Source organism: Lelliottia sp., from assembly GCF_045627565.1.
Taxonomy (GTDB): Bacteria; Pseudomonadota; Gammaproteobacteria; order Enterobacterales; family Enterobacteriaceae; genus Enterobacter.
On sequence record NZ_JAZQNX010000044.1, the window covers coordinates 124,283 to 141,997 of the forward strand.

General features: G+C 48.7%; 16 protein-coding genes. 10 read left to right on the plus strand and 6 right to left on the minus strand.

All coding sequences use genetic code 11. The features are described from left to right. The first annotated feature begins 119 nt into the window (after window positions 1–119). Window positions 120–1,493: an MFS transporter gene (locus tag ACKI5T_RS20700; protein ID WP_407439866.1), complete on the plus strand. Its 1,374-nt coding sequence runs from the start codon at window positions 120–122 to the stop codon at window positions 1,491–1,493. 56 nt (window positions 1,494–1,549) lie between these two features. On the opposite strand, the gene htpX is transcribed toward ACKI5T_RS20700, so the two are convergent. The 4 genes from htpX to ACKI5T_RS20720 form a co-directional block, all read right to left on the minus strand. After that, window positions 1,550–2,431: a protease HtpX gene (gene htpX, locus ACKI5T_RS20705; protein ID WP_015959401.1), complete on the minus strand. Its 882-nt coding sequence runs from the start codon at window positions 2,429–2,431 to the stop codon at window positions 1,550–1,552. A gap of 193 nt (window positions 2,432–2,624) precedes the next feature. Next, on the minus strand, window positions 2,625–4,673 hold the full coding sequence (prc, locus tag ACKI5T_RS20710) for a carboxy terminal-processing peptidase (protein ID WP_407439868.1): 2,049 nt from the start codon (window positions 4,671–4,673) through the stop codon (window positions 2,625–2,627). Between the two features lie 19 nt (window positions 4,674–4,692). Next, on the minus strand, window positions 4,693–5,376 hold the full coding sequence (gene proQ / locus ACKI5T_RS20715; protein WP_407439870.1) for an RNA chaperone ProQ: 684 nt from the start codon (window positions 5,374–5,376) through the stop codon (window positions 4,693–4,695). 97 nt (window positions 5,377–5,473) lie between these two features. Next, entirely contained in the window at window positions 5,474–5,971 is a 498-nt protein-coding gene (locus tag ACKI5T_RS20720; protein ID WP_407439872.1) for a GAF domain-containing protein, read from the minus strand. A gap of 129 nt (window positions 5,972–6,100) precedes the next feature. Between ACKI5T_RS20720 and yebS the strand changes: the two genes are divergently transcribed. From yebS to ACKI5T_RS20745, 5 genes are all read left to right on the plus strand, one after another. Further along, entirely contained in the window at window positions 6,101–7,384 is a 1,284-nt protein-coding gene (gene yebS / locus ACKI5T_RS20725; RefSeq protein ID WP_235133495.1) for a membrane integrity lipid transport subunit YebS, read from the plus strand. Next, the gene (locus ACKI5T_RS20730; protein WP_407439874.1) at window positions 7,353–9,986 is read left to right on the plus strand and encodes an MlaD family protein; all 2,634 of its coding nucleotides are present in this window, start codon (window positions 7,353–7,355) and stop codon (window positions 9,984–9,986) included. The genes yebS and ACKI5T_RS20730 overlap by 32 nt, the downstream gene beginning before the upstream one ends. A 77-nt stretch (window positions 9,987–10,063) precedes the next feature. Next, complete coding sequence (rsmF, locus tag ACKI5T_RS20735) at window positions 10,064–11,506, plus strand: 16S rRNA (cytosine(1407)-C(5))-methyltransferase RsmF (RefSeq protein ID WP_407439876.1); 1,443 nt, start codon at window positions 10,064–10,066, stop codon at window positions 11,504–11,506. A 104-nt stretch (window positions 11,507–11,610) separates the two neighbouring features. Next, the gene (locus ACKI5T_RS20740; protein ID WP_015959408.1) at window positions 11,611–11,850 is read left to right on the plus strand and encodes a YebV family protein; all 240 of its coding nucleotides are present in this window, start codon (window positions 11,611–11,613) and stop codon (window positions 11,848–11,850) included. 104 nt (window positions 11,851–11,954) lie between these two features. Next, window positions 11,955–12,146: a YebW family protein gene (locus ACKI5T_RS20745; RefSeq protein WP_015959409.1), complete on the plus strand. Its 192-nt coding sequence runs from the start codon at window positions 11,955–11,957 to the stop codon at window positions 12,144–12,146. On the opposite strand, the gene pphA is transcribed toward ACKI5T_RS20745, so the two are convergent. Further along, on the minus strand, window positions 12,147–12,791 hold the full coding sequence (gene pphA / locus ACKI5T_RS20750) for a protein-serine/threonine phosphatase (protein ID WP_407439879.1): 645 nt from the start codon (window positions 12,789–12,791) through the stop codon (window positions 12,147–12,149). It abuts the gene before it with no gap. A 167-nt stretch (window positions 12,792–12,958) separates the two neighbouring features. Here pphA and ACKI5T_RS20755 point away from each other — a divergent pair, with 167 nt between their 5' ends. The 3 genes from ACKI5T_RS20755 to ACKI5T_RS20765 all read left to right on the plus strand — a co-directional run bounded on the left by ACKI5T_RS20755 (window position 12,959) and on the right by ACKI5T_RS20765 (window position 16,324). Beyond that, complete coding sequence (locus tag ACKI5T_RS20755) at window positions 12,959–13,900, plus strand: VirK/YbjX family protein (RefSeq protein ID WP_407439881.1); 942 nt, start codon at window positions 12,959–12,961, stop codon at window positions 13,898–13,900. Window positions 13,901–14,250: 350 nt separating this feature from the next. Continuing rightward, complete coding sequence (locus ACKI5T_RS20760) at window positions 14,251–15,129, plus strand: retron St85 family effector protein (RefSeq protein ID WP_407439883.1); 879 nt, start codon at window positions 14,251–14,253, stop codon at window positions 15,127–15,129. A gap of 271 nt (window positions 15,130–15,400) precedes the next feature. Further along, complete coding sequence (locus ACKI5T_RS20765; protein ID WP_407439885.1) at window positions 15,401–16,324, plus strand: retron St85 family RNA-directed DNA polymerase; 924 nt, start codon at window positions 15,401–15,403, stop codon at window positions 16,322–16,324. A 21-nt stretch (window positions 16,325–16,345) separates the two neighbouring features. Here ACKI5T_RS20765 and ACKI5T_RS20770 read toward each other — a convergent pair whose 3' ends face one another. Beyond that, a complete protein-coding gene (locus ACKI5T_RS20770) occupies window positions 16,346–17,188 on the minus strand; it encodes a phage repressor protein CI (RefSeq protein ID WP_407439887.1) in 843 nt (280 codons plus the stop codon). A 112-nt stretch (window positions 17,189–17,300) separates the two neighbouring features. On the opposite strand from ACKI5T_RS20770, the gene ACKI5T_RS20775 reads away from it, so the two are divergent. Further along, entirely contained in the window at window positions 17,301–17,702 is a 402-nt protein-coding gene (locus tag ACKI5T_RS20775) for a hypothetical protein (RefSeq protein ID WP_064554414.1), read from the plus strand. Window positions 17,703–17,715: the final 13 nt, after the last annotated feature.

A 17,715-nucleotide genomic window follows, 5' to 3' on the forward strand; every position in this document is an offset into this window, starting at 1 on the left:
GTTTGCCTTGCTGCAATCGTTCTGCGTTTACTTCGTTACAAATCTGCGACATAAACCCGAAATATCGGTGCTAAAATAGTAACACTAACAAATATTACATCCTGAGCGTTTCATTTCCTATGGAAAAAATCCCCTCTGACGGCTTGCCGTTGCCGCAACGTTATGGCGCGATTGCCACTATTATTATTGGTATTTCGATGGCCGTTCTTGATGGGGCGATTGCCAACGTTGCGCTGCCGACGATTGCCAGCGATCTTCACGCATCACCCGCCAGTTCAATCTGGATCGTTAATGCCTACCAAATAGCCATTGTTATTTCTTTGCTGTCTTTCTCTTTCCTGGGAGATATGTTTGGTTATCGCCGCATTTATCAATGTGGGCTCGCCGTCTTCACTCTGACGTCTCTCTTTTGCGCATTGTCTGATTCTTTGCATACGCTGACTATCGCGCGTATTGCGCAGGGCTTTGGTGGCGCAGCGTTAATGAGCGTCAACACAGCGCTGATAAGGCTTATCTATCCCCAGAGGCAGCTAGGCCGCGGGATGGGAATCAACTCCTTCATTGTGGCGGTTTCATCTGCTGCAGGTCCAACTGTTGCTGCGGCCATTCTCTCCGTTGCGTCGTGGCAATGGCTGTTCTTGATTAACGTGCCGCTGGGTATTGTCGCCCTGCTCTTTGCACTGCGTTATCTCCCGGCAAACGGGGCAAAAAGCGCGATGCCACGCTTTGACCTCCCCAGCGCCGTGATGAACGCGCTGACGTTCGGCCTGCTCATCACTGCGCTTAGCGGTTTTGCGCAGGGGCAATCCCTAAGGCTTATCGCCGCAGAAATTATCGCCATGCTGATCGTTGGGTTCTTTTTCGTTCGCCGTCAGCTGGCATTGCCGGTGCCTCTGCTGCCCGTAGACCTATTACGTATTCCGCTTTTTTCGCTATCGATCGGGACATCCATTTGCTCGTTCTGCGCGCAGATGCTGGCGCTTGTATCGCTCCCCTTCTTTTTGCAAAACATCGTGGGGCGTACAGAGGTCGAAACGGGACTGCTACTCACGCCGTGGCCGCTCGCTACGATGGTTATGGCACCGCTCGCAGGCTATCTGATTGAACGCGTGCATGCAGGATTGTTGGGGGCAATGGGTCTGTTGGTGATGGCAACAGGTCTTTTCGCCCTCGCGATGTTACCCGCCTCGCCGACGGATGCAGATATTATCTGGAGAATGATTCTTTGCGGCGCCGGATTCGGTTTATTCCAGTCACCCAATAATCACACGATTATGTCCGCGGCCCCGCGCCACCGTAGCGGAGGCGCCAGTGGAATGCTCGGTACCGCGCGTTTGTTAGGGCAAAGCATCGGCGCAGCGCTGGTCGCACTTATGTTCAACCTGGCCGGACAAAGTGGAACTCATATCGCGCTGTATACCGCTGGGTCATTGGCAACGATTGCCGCCATTATCAGCGGCCTGCGCGTGATTCAACCCCGCGCAGAGGCATAAAAAAGCCGGGAGATGTTTTCGCATCTCCCGGCCTGCTTTATTATCTAAAACGAATTTTATTTGATGTACTGCCCACTACGGAGCGCTTCGATGCGTTTATCCAGCGGTGGGTGAGTCATAAACATTTCACTCAGCGATTTTGATTTACCGTTAATGCAAAATGCCATCATGCTGGTCGCTTCCTGCGGCTCGTAGCTGGTTTTTAAACGCTGCAACGCTGCAATCATTTTCTCCCGACCTACAAGCTTCGCGGATCCTGCATCAGCATGGAATTCGCGGTGACGAGAGAACCACATTGTAATGATGCTCGCGAGAATACCGAACACCAGTTCCAGCACCATCGCAACGGCGAAATAGATCAACGGGTTGCCGTTGTTCCCTTCACCTTCATCACGGTTGCCGCCCATAAATCCGGCAGCAATTTGTGCCAGGATACGGGAGATGAAAATAACAAACGTGTTCACTACGCCCTGAATCAGGGTCATGGTAACCATATCACCATTGGCGATGTGACTGATTTCATGCGCGATAACCGCTTCAGCCTCATCACGGCTCATGTTTTGCAAAAGCCCGGTGCTCACGGCAACCAGCGATGCATCGCGGCGTGCGCCGGTCGCAAACGCGTTAATATCAGGAGCGTGATAAATCGCCACCTGTGGCATTTTGATACCCGCCTGGCGCGACTGTTGAGCAACCGTATTCATCAGCCAATGTTCCATGTCATTACGCGGTTGTTCGATGACCTCACCACCCACAGATTTCAGCGCCATCCATTTCGACATCAACAACGAAATGAAAGAGCCACCAAAACCAAACAGCAGCGCCATAATCAACAGACCCTGAACGCTGCTCGACTGAATTCCCGTCAGGCTTAGCACAAGCCCGAAGACCACCATGACCGCCAGGTTGGTGAGCAGGAAGAGCGCGATTCGCATCATAATTTTCTTTTAACCTCTGTTTAACAAAACGCACTATGCGATTACCCACATCGTATGGGTATTGTGGCTATTTTCAAGGATTCGAGCGGTGTAAGTTACCAGAAAGACACAACTTTACATTGTTTATTGGCTTACTGACGGGAGGTTGCAGAACTAAAAAAAACAGGCACAATTTCTTGTGCCTGTCGGGTCTTTATTTGACTAGAGCCGGCTGGACCGCAGGTTTGTCTTTTTCCTGCTTCGCCAGGTCGAGCGCGATGTGCACCGTCTCGTCCAGATACGGATCTGGCTCCTGATAATCCTTCGGCAGATCGTCCAGTTTTTTCAGCTGCGGTTTACCTTCGCGTTTGAAACGGTCATTGATGCGTGCCAGACGCGTTGCATCGTCTTCCGTATTCTCTTTCTCACGCTGAGCATAATTAAGAGACACGATATTCCGTTTTTCTTTCAGAGCATTGAAACGCGCAATGTCCTTCATGATGTTCTGGAATTCCGGATCTTTTGCGATACGGTCATTGTGCGCTTTCAACAACTCAGGACCAAACTGGGTCATGTCGCCAGACTTCACGAAGGTGGCAGCATTGATGCTATCCCACGGCAACGCGTTATCTTCAAACTTCTCGCCCGTTTCAGTCTCTTCCGTCCCTGTCGGCATCATAATATCCGGCGTCACACCTTTACGCTGTGTACTTCCGCCATTCACGCGATAGAACTTCTGAATGGTGTACTGTACTGAACCGAGAGCTGGCCATTCCGGGCGCAGCATTTGGTCGTAAATGCGATTCAGGGAGCGGTATTGTTGTACCGTACCTTTACCGAAAGTCGGTTCGCCGACAATCAACGCGCGACCATAATCCTGCATCGCAGCGGCAAAGATTTCAGATGCGGACGCGCTAAAGCGGTCAACCAGCACCACCAGCGGGCCTTTGTAATACACGACACCGTCGGTATCAGCATCTTCACGTACTTTGCCATTGTTATCACGCACCTGGACAACAGGTCCAGACGGGATAAACAGGCCAGAAAGTGAAACGGCTTCTGTCAGTGCTCCACCGCCGTTGGTCCGAAGGTCGATGATCACGCTACTGACATTCTGCTTTTCAAGCTTCTGCAGCTGCACTTTCACATCGTCTGTTAAACCGACGTAGAAACCAGGAATATCGAGAACGCCGACTTTTTCTTTGCCAACGGTTTTCACCGACATTTTCACCGCGCGGTCTTCCAGACGAATACGTTCGCGAGTCAATGTGACAATTTTGGTCTTCGTACCTTTACCAGCAGGCAGGATCTCAAGGCGTACCTTGCTTCCTTTCGGGCCTTTGATGAGCGCAACCACATCATCAAGGCGCCAGCCGATCACATCGACCATGCCCTGACCCGTCTGGCCAACACCAACAATTCGGTCACCCACGCCAATGGATTTGCTCTTCGCCGCTGGACCGCCGGCAACCATGGAGTTGATTACTGTGTAATCTTCGTCCATTTGCAGCACGGCACCAATACCTTCCAGAGACAGGCTCATTTCAGTATTGAACTGTTCGGTGTTACGTGGAGAGAGATAATTAGTGTGCGGATCGATTTCGTGAGCAAACGCGGTCATCGCCAGTGAGAATACATCTTCACTATTGGTTTGCGCCAAACGACGAATAGCCGATTTGTAGCGGCGCGTCAGCGTTTCACGGATCTCTTTCTCGTCTTTCCCCGTGAGTTTCAGGCTCAATTCATCGAACTTAACCTTACCGTCCCACAGCGCATTCAGCTCAGCTTCCGTTTTAGGCCACGGGGCTTTGCTGCGATCGAGATTAAAGTTGTCGTTGCCGGTAAAGTCCATTGGACGTTCCAGCACTTTTAACGCGTATTGATAACGTTCAAAACGACGCTTCTGAGATTGATTATACAGATCGTAGAACAGATCGAGTTTACCGCTGCGCAGCTCATCGCCGACGTCGGTTTTACGTTTTGCAAACTGTTCAATATCACTTGCCAGCAGCACATTATGGCTGTAATCCAGCAGATTCAGGTATCGATCGAAGATTTTGGCCGAAAAGGCCTGATCGAGATCGAACTGACGATAGTGCGAACGGGTGAAACGCGACGTCACGCGCTCACTCACCGTTGCGTGCTGAGTCTCTTCCTTTAATACCGGAATTTGATCGGCCCGCGTAATATCGTCCGCAGCGAAAGCGTGGCCTGTTATTGCTAACAGGCCAGCCAGTGCGGTGATCTTAAAAAGAGTGTTCATGCCAGGCTTGGCCTCCGTTTCAGAACACCAGGTGTTCTGCGCGTACAATCATTGACATGCCAGAAGTCAGCTGCACACGAACGCCATCTTTGGTGATTTCGAGTACGGTGGCATCCATCGCATTGTTACCCGCTTTCACCTTGAGAGACTGACCGACGCTCAGCGCGTTAATGTCAGAAACCGGAGTGTGGCGTTGTTCTTCACGAGCCGCAGGTTGTGCTTTAGCCGCTGGCTTATCTGCACGCGGTTTGCGCTCGCTGTTTTCGTTACGACGCGGAGCAGGACGCGGTTTGCGTTCACGACGTGGTGCTTCTTCACCATTCGCCGCGGCAGCTTCGCGTTTTTTCGCCTGCTGTTCAGCACGCTGTGCCTGAACACGTGCTTTCGCTTCTTCAAGCTGTTTACGGGCATGCTCAACATGCTGCTCGTCCAGCTCACCACAAGGGTTGCCGTCGAGATCGACACGCGTCGAGCCCAGCTTGATACCGTAAAGGTAACGCCAGCTTGAAGTATAAAGACGTAAGGCAGAGCGAAGTTGGGTTTTACTGAGACTCATCTCACCCTCAACGCGTGCTACCAGATCCTGAAAAATACCAATTTTCAGGGGGCGAGCTTCGCCTTCAGCACTGAAACACTGTGGGAAACGCTCTGCCAGAAAGGCGATAACTTCTTTGCTACTATTCAACTTAGGTTGATTTTCCATGAAATTTCCTGATTACAACGGACGTTGCCAATAAGCCGCAGGCATGAACAGGCGACATTATAATGACGCCATCCGTAAATGCTACGTTATCCGTTGATTATCCTGCGACGCTCGCAAAGAATTTTTGATAATCGGTCGCGTTTAATACGTTTTCCAGATTTGCGACTAACTCGCGAAGGCCCTGCTCATCTTCTTCAGTGAAGCGGCCAAACGCGGTACTGTCGATATCCAGAACGCCAATAATCTGATTTTTTACGCTAAGCGGCAGAACGATTTCGGCATTACTCGCCGAATCGCATGCAATATGTCCGTCGAAGGCATGTACATCTTCAACGCGCTGGACCTGATTTTGAGCAACCGCCGTACCGCATACGCCCCGACCTACCGGGATTCGCACGCACGCCAGCTTGCCCTGGAACGGTCCGAGTACCAGCGTATCCCCTTCCAGAAGGTAAAACCCCGCCCAGTTCACATCCGACAGACGTTCAAACAGCAACGCGCTGGTGTTAGCCAGAGTCGCTAAAAAACTGGTCTCACCTGTCATCAATGCCTGGAAATCGCGGTTAAGATCCGCGTAGAATTCTGTTTTGTTCATTAATCAATCACTTGGTTGTCTACAAAATGTGTGCATAGCCTTTTTAACTAAACATTAAATGCTTTCATTCTCAAGATGAATCCCAAGATGAGTTAATATAACGTTAATTAATCCTTTTATGCGCGACTAATGGCTCTCAATAATCCGAAAATTACGCCGGCAAGAAAGATCACTGTCCACTCGGTCAGTGATGCGCTACCGCGTGCACATTATCAGCGTTGTCCGCAGTGCGATACGCTTTTTATGTTGCCGAAGATGAAATCGCACCAGAGTGCCTATTGCCCTCGCTGTGACGCCAAAATCCGCGATGGACGCGACTGGTCGCTGACACGACTGGCCGCCATGGCTGTTACGATGCTTTTGCTGATGCCTTTCGCATGGGGTGAACCGCTGCTCAAGCTTTATCTGCTTGGCGTGCGGATCGACGCAAATCTGCTACAAGGTATATGGCAGATGACGCAGCAAGGCGATCCTCTGACGGGAGCAATGGTGCTGTTTTGCACCGTCGGTGCCCCGGTGGTGCTGGTCGTCGCCATTGCGTATCTCTGGTTCGGCAATATTTTAGGCATGAATCTGCGCCCGGTCCTGCTGATGCTGGAGAAGCTCAAAGAGTGGGTGATGCTGGATATCTATCTGGTCGGCATCGGGGTAACGTCAATCAAAGTGCAGGATTACGCTTTCTTACAGCCAGGTATCGGGCTATTTGCCTTTATCGCGCTTGTGCTGCTAAGCATCCTGACGCTGATTCACCTGAATGTGGAACAGCTGTGGGAGCGCTTCTATCCCCAGCGCCCGGCGACGCGGCCCGATCCTAATCTCAGGGCCTGTCTGGGCTGCCATTTTACGGGATTGCCTGACGCGCGGGGCCGCTGCCCTCGCTGTCACATTCCGTTGCGGCTGCGCCGCAAACACAGTTTGCAAAAATGTTGGGCCGCGTTGATCGCCTCGATTGTGTTCCTGCTGCCAGCGAATCTCCTGCCAATCTCCGTTATTTATCTTAACGGCGGACGGCAGGAAGACACCATTATGTCTGGCATCGTCTCCCTGGCGCACAGTAACTTTGCAGTGGCCGGTGTCGTGTTTATTGCCAGTATTTTGGTGCCATTTACCAAAGTCATTGTCATGTTTACCTTGCTCATCAGCATTCAGTTTAAGTGTGAACAAGGGCTACGGGCACGTATTTTGCTTTTACGTTTCGTCACGTGGATTGGCCGCTGGTCGATGTTGGATTTGTTCGTTATTTCGTTGATGATGTCGCTGATCAATCGCGATCAGTTACTTGCTTTTACTATGGGACCCGCGGCTTTTTATTTCGGCTCTGCGGTGATATTGACTATTCTTGCAGTGGAATGGCTGGATAGCCGCTTACTTTGGGATGCACATGAGTCAGGAAACGCCCGCTTCGCCGACTGAAGCGAGAATTAAAACAAAACGCCGTATTTCGCCTTTCTGGCTACTCCCTGTTATCGCATTGATGATAGCGGGCTGGCTTATCTGGACGAGTTACGAAGATCGCGGTAATACCGTTACGATTGACTTCCAGACCGCCGACGGCATCGTCGCCGGGCGAACACCCGTGCGCTTCCAGGGCGTTGAAGTGGGTACTGTCCAGGATATCCGGCTCGGTAAGGATCTGAATAAAATCGAGGTTCGTGTCAGCATCAAAGCCGATATGAAGGATGCGCTGCGCAGTGAAACCCAGTTCTGGCTGGTCACGCCAAAAGCGTCTCTGGCGGGCGTTTCCGGACTGGATGCACTGGTGGGCGGGAACTACATTGGCATGATGCCAGGTAAAGGTGAGCCTCAGGAACACTTTACCGCACTGGATACGCAGCCTAAATACCGGCTAAATAACGGCGATCTGATGATTCAGCTCCATTCGCCGGATTTGGGCTCGCTCAACAGCGGATCGCTGGTCTATTTCCGCAAAATCCCGGTCGGGCGCGTCTATGACTACGCCATTAATCCGAATAAACAGGGCGTCACGATTGATGTGCTGATCGAGCGTCGATTCACTTCGCTTGTCAAAAAAGGCAGTCGTTTCTGGAATGTTTCAGGCGTGGATGCTGACGTCAGTTTGAGCGGCGCAAAAGTGAAGCTCGAAAGCCTGGCAGCACTTGTTAACGGTGCCATCGCCTTCGACTCACCAGAGGGTTCAAAACCCGCCGAGGTAGATGATAGTTTCGGTCTCTATGCCGATCTGGCCCATAGCCAGCGCGGCGTGATCGTCAAACTGGCACTGCCGGACGCAAAGGGTCTGAAAGCGGGCTCTACCCCGCTGATGTATCAAGGCTTACAGGTTGGTCAGCTCACCAAATTGACGCTTAATCCGGGCGGTTCGGTTACCGGCGAAATGACCGTTGACCCAAGCGTTGTCGATCTGCTTCGCGAAGGAACACGTCTTGAGCTTCGCAATCCAAAACTCTCTCTCAGCGACGCCAGCATTAGCAGTCTGCTGACAGGCAGCACCTTTGAGCTAATTCCTGGTGATGGGAAACCCAACAATAATTTTGTCATTGCCCCAGCGGATAAAGCCCTGCTGCAAAAACCCGGCGTGATGACGTTGACCCTCAATGCGCCCGAAAGCTACGGTATCGAAGCGGGCCAGCCGTTGCTGTTACATGGCGTGCAGGTGGGCCAGGTTCTTGAACGTAAGTTGACGGAAGATGGGGTAATTTTCTCCGTTGCGGTCGATCCGCAATACCGCGATTTAGTGCATGGCGATAGCAAATTCGTGGTTAACAGCCGCGTAGATGTCAAAGTGGGTTTCGACGGGGTCGAGTTCCTTGGCGCGAGCGCAGGCGAATGGCTCAGCGGCGGCGTCCGTATCCTGCCGGGCCAGAAAGGGGAAATGCGCGAAGCCTATCCGCTGTATGCCAATCTGGATAAAGCGATTGAAAACAGCATGAGCGACCTGCCAACCACCACGTTGACGCTCAGTGCTGATACGCTGCCTGACGTTCAGGCAGGTTCTGTCGTTTTATATCGCAAGTTTCAGGTGGGTGAAATTATCACCGTGCGGCCGCGTGCCAATGCCTTTGATATCGAACTGCATATCAAACCGGAATATCGCAACTTACTGACCGCCAACAGCGTGTTCTGGGCAGAAGGCGGGGCAAAAGTGCAGCTCAATGGTAGCGGGCTGACCGTGCAAGCGGCTCCCCTCTCCCGTGCGCTGCGCGGTGCTATCAGCTTCGATAACTTGAGCGGTGCGAGTGCCAACCAGCGTAAAGGCGATAAACGTATTCTGTATCCGTCTGAAACCGCCGCACGTGCGGTTGGCGGTCAAATTACGCTGCACGCCTTTGATGCCGGTAAGCTCGCCGAGGGAATGCCGATTCGCTATTTAGGGATTGATATCGGCCAAATCCAGAAACTGACGTTGATCACCGCGCGCAATGAAGTGCAGGCTACGGCGGTACTTTATCCGGAATACGTGCAGAACTTTGCCCGGACGGGGACACGCTTCTCGGTCGTCACTCCGCAGATTTCTGCAGCGGGCGTTGAGCATCTGGACACCATTTTGCAGCCTTATATCAACGTTGAACCGGGTAGCGGTAAGGCGCGTCGTGACTTTGAACTGCAGGAAGCGACGATTACCGACTCGCGTTATCTAGACGGTTTGAGCATTGTTGTCGAAGTGCCAGAAGCGGGCTCCATGAGCATCGGTACGCCGGTGTTGTTCCGCGGTATCGAGGTCGGGACCGTCACGGGCTTGACGCTGGGCACCCTGTCAGATCGCGTGATGGTCGGGCTGCGCATCAGCGAACGCTTCCAGCATCTGGTTCGCAACAACTCAGTCTTCTGGCTGGCGTCGGGCTATTCGCTGGACTTCGGTCTGACCGGCGGCGTAGTGAAAACAGGGACATTTAACCAGTTCATTCGCGGCGGTATCGCCTTCGCCACCCCGCCAGGCACACCGCTCGCGCCGAAAGCGCAGACGGGTAAACATTTCCTGTTGCTCGAGAGTGAACCGAAAGAGTGGCGTGAGTGGGGAACCGCACTGCCACGTTAATCCCACAGGCTCCGGTGTCAACGCGCCGGAGCCTTTATGCTACACTGCGCGCCTGAACTATTCCCAGTGGTGTGTCCGTGGCTCAAAACTCCGTATTTTTTCCTGACGAATTCCTGGCGCAAATGCGCGAGGCGCTTCCCGCTCATCTCTCTTTTGATGACTTTATCGCAGCCTGCCAGCGTCCTTTGCGCCGCAGCATTCGCGTAAATACATTAAAAATCAGCGTGCCGGATTTCCTGACGCTGGTATCTCCTTATCGCTGGCAGTTGACGCCCGTGCCATGGTGCGCAGAAGGTTTCTGGATTGAACGCGAAGATGAAGACGCCCTGCCGCTCGGGAGCACGGCCGAACATTTAAGCGGGCTGTTTTATATTCAGGAAGCCAGCTCGATGTTGCCGGTAGCAGCCTTGTTTGCAGACGATAATCAACCCACTCGGGTGATGGATGTTGCCGCTGCGCCGGGTTCTAAAACCACCCAAATTGCCGCGCGAATGGGCAATCGTGGCGTTATTCTGGCAAATGAATTCTCTGCCAGCCGGGTCAAAGTGTTACACGCTAACATCAGCCGCTGCGGGATCAGCAATGTCGCCCTCACCCACTTTGATGGACGTGTTTTCGGTGCCGCTTTGCCGGAATCCTTCGATGCCATTCTGCTGGATGCGCCGTGTTCGGGAGAAGGCGTTGTCCGTAAAGATCCCGACGCCCTTAAAAACTGGTCCGTTGCCAGTAATCTTGAGATTGCCGCCACCCAGCGCGAACTTATCGACAGCGCGTTTCATGCGCTGCGTCCTGGCGGAACGCTGGTTTACTCTACCTGCACATTGAACCGTGACGAAAACGAATCGGTATGCCTGTGGCTCAAATCACAATACCCACAAGCCGTCGAGTTTCTGCTGTTAGATTCGCTTTTCACCTCCGCAAAAGAAGCGCTCACGCCTGAAGGTTTCCTGCACGTTTTCCCGCAGATATATGACTGCGAAGGTTTCTTCGTTGCGCGCTTGCGTAAAACGGCGGCCATTGCGCCATTACCTGCACCGAAATACAAAGTCGGTCACTTCCCGTTCGCCCCGCTCAAAGGGCGCGAAACGGCACAGATTGTCGCTGCCGCGCAAAAAGCAGGGCTTAACTGGGATGATAATTTACGTCTCTGGCAACGCGATAAAGAGATCTGGCTCTTCCCGGTGGATGTCGAAACGATGATTGGCAAAGTACGATTCTCCCGCATCGGCATGCGATTAGCAGAAGTGCATAATAAAGGCTATCGCTGGCAGCATGAAGCCGTGATCGCGCTGGCCAATGACGCAAACACGTTTGCGCTGACCCACACAGAAGCCGAAGAGTGGTATCGCGGACGCGATGTTTACCCTGAGCTCACACCCACGGGTGACGAAGTGGTAGTGACTTATCAGGGGTTTCCGTTAGGACTGGCGAAGAAAATCGGCTCCAGGCTGAAAAACAGCTATCCGCGAGAACTCGTTCGTGATGGTCGCTTGTTTACCGGCCACGATAGCGCCAATTAAAAAAACCGCACATTTTCACTGGCACTTCTGCTCTCCTGCACTACGCTAAAAAATGGACGATCACACTGGTCGAACCAGATTTTCAGCGAACTGCGGAGAGCATTATGACGAAAACCAACGTGCGTATCGGCGCATTTGAAATCGACGATGCCGAGTTACAAGGCGATAATCAAGGCGATCGAACGTTAACCATTCCGTGTAAATCCGATCCGGATTTATGTATGCAGCTTGATGCCTGGGATGCGGACACCAGTGTTCCAGCGATCCTTGATGGCGAACATTCCGTTCTATACCGTGAGCACTACGATCAACAGTCCGATGCCTGGGTCATGCGCCTTGCCTGATTCAAAAAGAACCCGCCCGAAGGCGGGTTATTTACCCCCTCAAATTTCCCCTGCGCTAAATCATCCCCTACACTGATAGTCTGGAAGCCAGATCAGAGGATGAGATGTTTGCACTGGTACTTTTTGTTTGTTACCTGGATGGCGGCTGTGATGACATCGTTATCGATGTTTACAACACCGAATGGCAATGCGTGGCGTCGAAGAAAGAACAGCGAATTCGCCATGGCGGTTGCTATCCTGTCGAAGATTTTATCGACGGATTCTGGTCACCCGCACAGGAATACAGCGACTTTTAATTACTGTAATTGAGCCAGCGTCAACGTGCCACCGAACACAGCACCCGTGTCGATATAGTGCAGGTTGTGAAAGTCGCTGCGTTTGTTGAGTGGAGTATGACCAAACCAGAAATGGTCAGCGCCAGAAATCCCTTCGCCCTCTCCGTTCAGTAAACGGGTTAAACGCTCTCGATTCCACAACACGCGATGGAGGCTGACCGGTTTATCCCAAAGGTAAACCGAAGACGGGTAATCAGCGTGCGCAATGACATTCCGTCCATTTGCACAGGTTATTTCAATAATATGCGGTAATTCCCGGCACGCCTGGAGTAATGCCATTGCTTTTATTTTTTGCGAAGACGTCAGGCGAGAAAACCAAATACCACCATTTATCGTCCAGAGTGCAAAATCATTATTTTCGAGCGCATCCAACGCCATTTGTTCATGATTTCCCCGTACCGCCAGGAACCATTTTTCCTGCGTCAGTTGCAGGCATTTTACGCTATCCGGCCCGCGATCGATAAGGTCACCGACGGAAATAAGCAAATCCTCATCGGGATTAAAACCGCGCTGAGTTAATTCATCAATCAGCCACTGGTAGCAACCATGAATGTCGCTCACCACCCAGATATGCCGCCATTTTTTGCCATCGAATGATTGATACATAGCGCCTCCTTTAAAAGTATAGCGTGCTAAATCATTTAAAAATCGCGTTGGGGTATGTTGCCAATATCAATCATGGTTAAACGAAGCCGAAATAAAGGTTTAGCAAATCTTAAATCATCCTGTTCAGGACCTTAGAATAGACTGAGAATTCTAATGAGGTCTCCATCGTGTCAAACACCAGCCTGCAAATCGATGTGCCTGAAGCACAACCCGTTAATATTATTTCATCGCTGATCAATGGCCAGCTTATCCCTGGCGCAATCTGGCGCAAGCGTAACTATCGGCTAAAGTTCCTCCTGCGCTCATTGCTGTTCTGGTCTTCGACCAACCACATGTTGACAGCGCTGTCACGACGGGCCGATTTTGACAAGCTGCTGGCTGCACAGATCACGTTGCCGAGTAAAACGCATCGGCAGTATCTGACACGCGGAATCGGTGCTAAAGAGCGTGCCGAGGCAGTCATTCACCACTATGAATGGCTGGATGCTTTACCTGATGCCAACCTGAGAAATGCCCTCACCCATCAAACCGCGCAGCCCGTTGTGCACTTTCAGGCAAAGGATGACGTGGGTTTTACCGTATTTGCGTCAACCGCAAGCAAAGCGGAGCGCGAAGGCGAGAGCACGCTTTGGCTTCGCGACAATGAGGACACGCTACTGGCGAGCCTGACATTCAGCGTTGTGCCGGAAGGCGACCATTCAGCGCTGGTTATCGGTGGACTTCAGGGACCACGCAGAGGCGTGACGCGTGACGCGATCAAAAAAGCGACCCGAGCTTGCCACGGCCTGTTCCCAAAACGCGTGCTGATGGAAGTCATTTTTAATCTCGTCGCTAAAAGTGGCATTAAAGCTATTTACGGCGTCAGTGATGAAGGCCACGTGTTTCGCGCCCTGCGCTATCGCCTGAGCAAAGGCCGTCACTTCCATGCCAGCTATGATGAATTCTGGGCGTCTATCGACGCTAAAAAAATCTCCTCATTCCGCTGGGCGTTACCGTTAGCAATGGAACGTAAGTCGCTTGAGAGCATCGCCAGTAAAAAGCGTGCAGAATACCGTCGTCGCTTTGGTCTGCTGGATGAGATCGCGGAGTCCGTTAACGCGCGTTTTTAACCGGATGACGGCTTTCGTCGCAGTCGTACATAAATTTAACAAAACGGCTAAAAAGCGCTGGACTTTCGCCTGCCCGATTGTGGTATGGTTAAAAGAGAAGCACAGGACGTTCTTCATCTGCAGAGACTCAAAACGGGAAATGAGTTCATTATCATGCAGATAAAAAGAGACCGAATACGATTTTTTTCGATGTCATTCAATGGGTTACATTGATATCAGCCTACATATTGACTACATGATTTTTTCGGTAGCAAGACCTTCACGGTTAAGCAAAGCAGAAACAACTTGTATGCCAGGTGACTTACATGGTATTTAAATTAATAACTAATCAGAATATTTAAGAAATTATTATGTTGATTGCTAATTTTCGTGAAAAGGATCTCGAGCATTTAGGCCAGAGCATATCAAAAATAATAAAAGATGGAACCGATAACTCAAAGAAAGTAATATTTTTATGTGGAAAAGATAAAAGCGATACAGAAAGTTATCGTTATAAAATCTCAAAAGTATTACTCAAAGAAAAAAATCTTCAACTCGCTTATCCTGAAGACTTGTTTGAGGATTTACTAGAGGGGCAAGCTAACAACAGTCTTCTACATCTTGAAGAACAACTCGCACAAGCTGTTGACCTAATAGTTCTTATCCCTGAAAGTCCTGGTTCATTTGCAGAATTGGGTGCTTTTTCTATGCGCGAAGATCTCGCGCAAAAGACATTAGTTCTCCGACAGAGTAAGTTTAAATCAGATAAAAGCTTTATAAACCACGGCCCAATAAGATTAATACGTTCATATAAAGGTCACGTACAAGATATACCGAATAATTTTGATGTGACCGATACATTACAAACAAGTAAAATCATTAAAAAAATAAAGAGAATGCTCCCTCCAGGAAGGGTGAAAAAAAATATAGATAATATTTTACTTTTCCAACACCACTTACTTCTTTTTATATATTTATTTGATAATTCTAATTTCCAGATATTAACTAAGCTACTTAGCTTAGTATTAAACAGACCTTTAGTAAAAGATGATTACATAGCATGTCGAGCTGCTTTACATGGATTGGTAAGAACATCTATGGTCGAAAAAAATAATGACATTTTTACTATCAGACAAAATGGTTTTGATGATATTTCAACGAGATATTATTCAATAAATGAAATAAATTCATTAAGAATCAAGATCATGAACAAACAATTGGCTAGACAAAATGCAAAACATAGTGAATAATATTTCTACTAGCTCCTAAGCGGGATCGAACTGTTTTTGTGAGGCCTAAACCGTTAACAGTGAGGTTCAGTGGATAGAGAATCTTTAACTCTATGCCCACAAGAGATCGCTTCTATTGACTGTTCGATCGATGCACCAAAACTACCGTCCGTAGTTTAGGTGCATCGTACGAACAGTTCATGATGCATGAAGCCGCTATTCGCGGATCCATGCATCATTTCTTCAGCCGTTAGGAGCTAGTCTTAATTACAAATTTAGTTTGAGGATTGAAATGCCTAGCCATAATCAGGGACTTTACACACAGCGGCTTTTATCTTTACCAATCCTTCAAACTTTAGATGACCTAGCTACAAAGACAAGACTACCTAGATCTATCTTATCCAAGTACCTACACAGAAATAATAGATTTTATAAATCCACCTATATATCTAAAAAATCTGGCGGATTGAGACCAATTAGTAATCCTAACAGTGAACTAAAGGCTATACAGCGTTGGATTCTTCGGAACATATTGACCCACCTTTCGCCCTCACCTTACGCCAAAGGTTTTATTCTTGGAAAATCAATCAAAGATAATGCTCAACCACATGCTGGTAAACAATATATTCTTTCCATTGATTTAAAAGACTTTTTTACAACGATAAAAGCTTCTTACGTATTTTCTATATTCAACTCTGTTGGCTACTCTTCAAATATGTCATATTTTTTGACATCTATATGTACACTAGATGGTGTTTTACCTCAAGGCTCTCCGACATCGCCAACTTTATCAAATTTAATTTGTTTGAGGTTAGATGAGAGAATTGGAAGGTATTGTGAAAATAAAGCACTCACATACACACGCTACGCTGATGATATTACAATTTCAGGCAATAAACTGTCTGTTATTAAAAAGGCATGGCATATTGTTAGGATGATAATAAAGGAAGAAGGATTTACAATAAACAAGAAAAAAGAATTGTTATCTGGCCCTCAATCTCAAAGAAAAGTCACAGGGTTAATTGTTACTCCTTTAGTAGGTATTGGCCGTGAAAAGTACAACTATTACAGAAAAAAAATATTCATTCTTCTAAAAAAAGCAGAAGCAAATCATGAAGATAAAATACACGGAATCCTTTCCTTTGTTAAAAGCGTTGATGAACAAAAATTTAAAAAACTATCATCCTACTACCAAAGTTTGCTTGTAAAGCCATAATTCCAATATTAAAAAAATTAATTAATTATTTATAATTGATTTTTTTACTTGCCCAGCACAGATCACATCAGATGCATTGCATTCAAAATTACTGCCTGCATTGCTCAAATGAATTCTATTGCCAGGAATTCTTACAACATCATAAATATCATAACTCCCATCAATACTAATAAGCCAGCGGCCATTTGATAAATGTTTAGTATCAAAATCCACAAGCCATAACTCACTTCCCTTTTCGACCATCCCGCAATTTTCAGGAAGCGAACTGATCATCTTTTTATCAGTAATCCATTCGCCGCTTTCAATAAATAAACCAGAATTAATAGAATATCTTTTCAATATTGCGACATTTTTCATACTCAAATCTGTGGGTTCAATTGAAGATGTTTTACCTGTTGAAAGCCACTCGAGTGAAGCCCCCGTATCTAATGCACAAGTTATAACAATATCTCCAGGGAAAAAATCACGACGAACCCAAGTACTAACAGTACCAGATGAAATATCTAATAAATCACAAAGCTGCCTTTGTGTTGTGAAGCCATACGCATCAAGTATTCTTCTTAAAACAACACGCCCTCCGTTAGACAAAATTTCTTCATAGCGCTTCCTACCTTTAACATCCTTGTGAGCTTTTGCGGGATTTGCATTTGCAAGTTTTCCACTAACTAACCATGCAAGATCTGCCCCAGTATCAAGCGCACATTTTATGATTGAATTCCCAGGAACACTCTCTCTTTGCGCCCATGCACTTACATTATTTGCCGGTATTTCAAGAGATTTCGCCAATTCTCGCTGAGATTTTACACCATAGGCAGCACATAGCCTTTCGATTATCTCTTGCGCGCTAGATTCACTTTCAAACATTTATCACCACAAATACAAAAAGTATTTTACATGAATACATTTGTGATCTAATGTTGTTGCACACCACATGTAACACCATAGAACACAACCATTAATACGGAGATACTGCGTTATGCATACTGAAAATGCAAACTCTCAGCTCACATCTCAGATGCTGGCCTCCCCTGACTTCATTGCAAGCATTGCAGCTCAGTTAGTTCCTGCTATCAATACTGCTCTTGATCAGGCTCTGGAAAAAGCTGCTGCGCTTGCAAATTCCCCTACCATGTCGAAAGAAAACTTCTGCGCTGCCAATGGTATCAGTAGTTCTGTACTCGAAAAGTGGATTGCAAATGGCGTAGTGCTACTTGCCCCGACCCCGACCTCTACAGTCACAAGAACGATTACCTGCAAAGAGACCGGAAAATCACGTAAGGACGTGATGGAAAAACATGGTAACGCATTGATTAACGTTGCTGCATGGCGTGAAAAGAATCGCCAGCACGCCGTCAATTGTCGCTACATCAAACGATAACTTGATTATGCAA

Excerpts from the sequence above, each read along its gene's own strand:
- ACKI5T_RS20700 (WP_407439866.1), top strand. The coding sequence starts at position 120 with ATGGAAAAAATCCCCTCTGACGGCTTGCCGTTGCCGCAACGTTATGGC.
- htpX (WP_015959401.1), bottom strand. The coding sequence starts at position 2,431 with ATGATGCGAATCGCGCTCTTCCTGCTCACCAACCTGGCGGTCATGGTG.
- prc (WP_407439868.1), bottom strand. The coding sequence starts at position 4,673 with ATGAACACTCTTTTTAAGATCACCGCACTGGCTGGCCTGTTAGCAATA.
- proQ (WP_407439870.1), bottom strand. The coding sequence starts at position 5,376 with ATGGAAAATCAACCTAAGTTGAATAGTAGCAAAGAAGTTATCGCCTTT.
- ACKI5T_RS20720 (WP_407439872.1), bottom strand. The coding sequence starts at position 5,971 with ATGAACAAAACAGAATTCTACGCGGATCTTAACCGCGATTTCCAGGCA.
- yebS (WP_235133495.1), top strand. The coding sequence starts at position 6,101 with ATGGCTCTCAATAATCCGAAAATTACGCCGGCAAGAAAGATCACTGTC.
- ACKI5T_RS20730 (WP_407439874.1), top strand. The coding sequence starts at position 7,353 with ATGAGTCAGGAAACGCCCGCTTCGCCGACTGAAGCGAGAATTAAAACA.
- ACKI5T_RS20740 (WP_015959408.1), top strand. The coding sequence starts at position 11,611 with ATGACGAAAACCAACGTGCGTATCGGCGCATTTGAAATCGACGATGCC.
- ACKI5T_RS20745 (WP_015959409.1), top strand. The coding sequence starts at position 11,955 with ATGTTTGCACTGGTACTTTTTGTTTGTTACCTGGATGGCGGCTGTGAT.
- pphA (WP_407439879.1), bottom strand. The coding sequence starts at position 12,791 with ATGTATCAATCATTCGATGGCAAAAAATGGCGGCATATCTGGGTGGTG.
- ACKI5T_RS20760 (WP_407439883.1), top strand. The coding sequence starts at position 14,251 with ATGTTGATTGCTAATTTTCGTGAAAAGGATCTCGAGCATTTAGGCCAG.
- ACKI5T_RS20765 (WP_407439885.1), top strand. The coding sequence starts at position 15,401 with ATGCCTAGCCATAATCAGGGACTTTACACACAGCGGCTTTTATCTTTA.
- ACKI5T_RS20770 (WP_407439887.1), bottom strand. The coding sequence starts at position 17,188 with ATGTTTGAAAGTGAATCTAGCGCGCAAGAGATAATCGAAAGGCTATGT.
- ACKI5T_RS20775 (WP_064554414.1), top strand. The coding sequence starts at position 17,301 with ATGCATACTGAAAATGCAAACTCTCAGCTCACATCTCAGATGCTGGCC.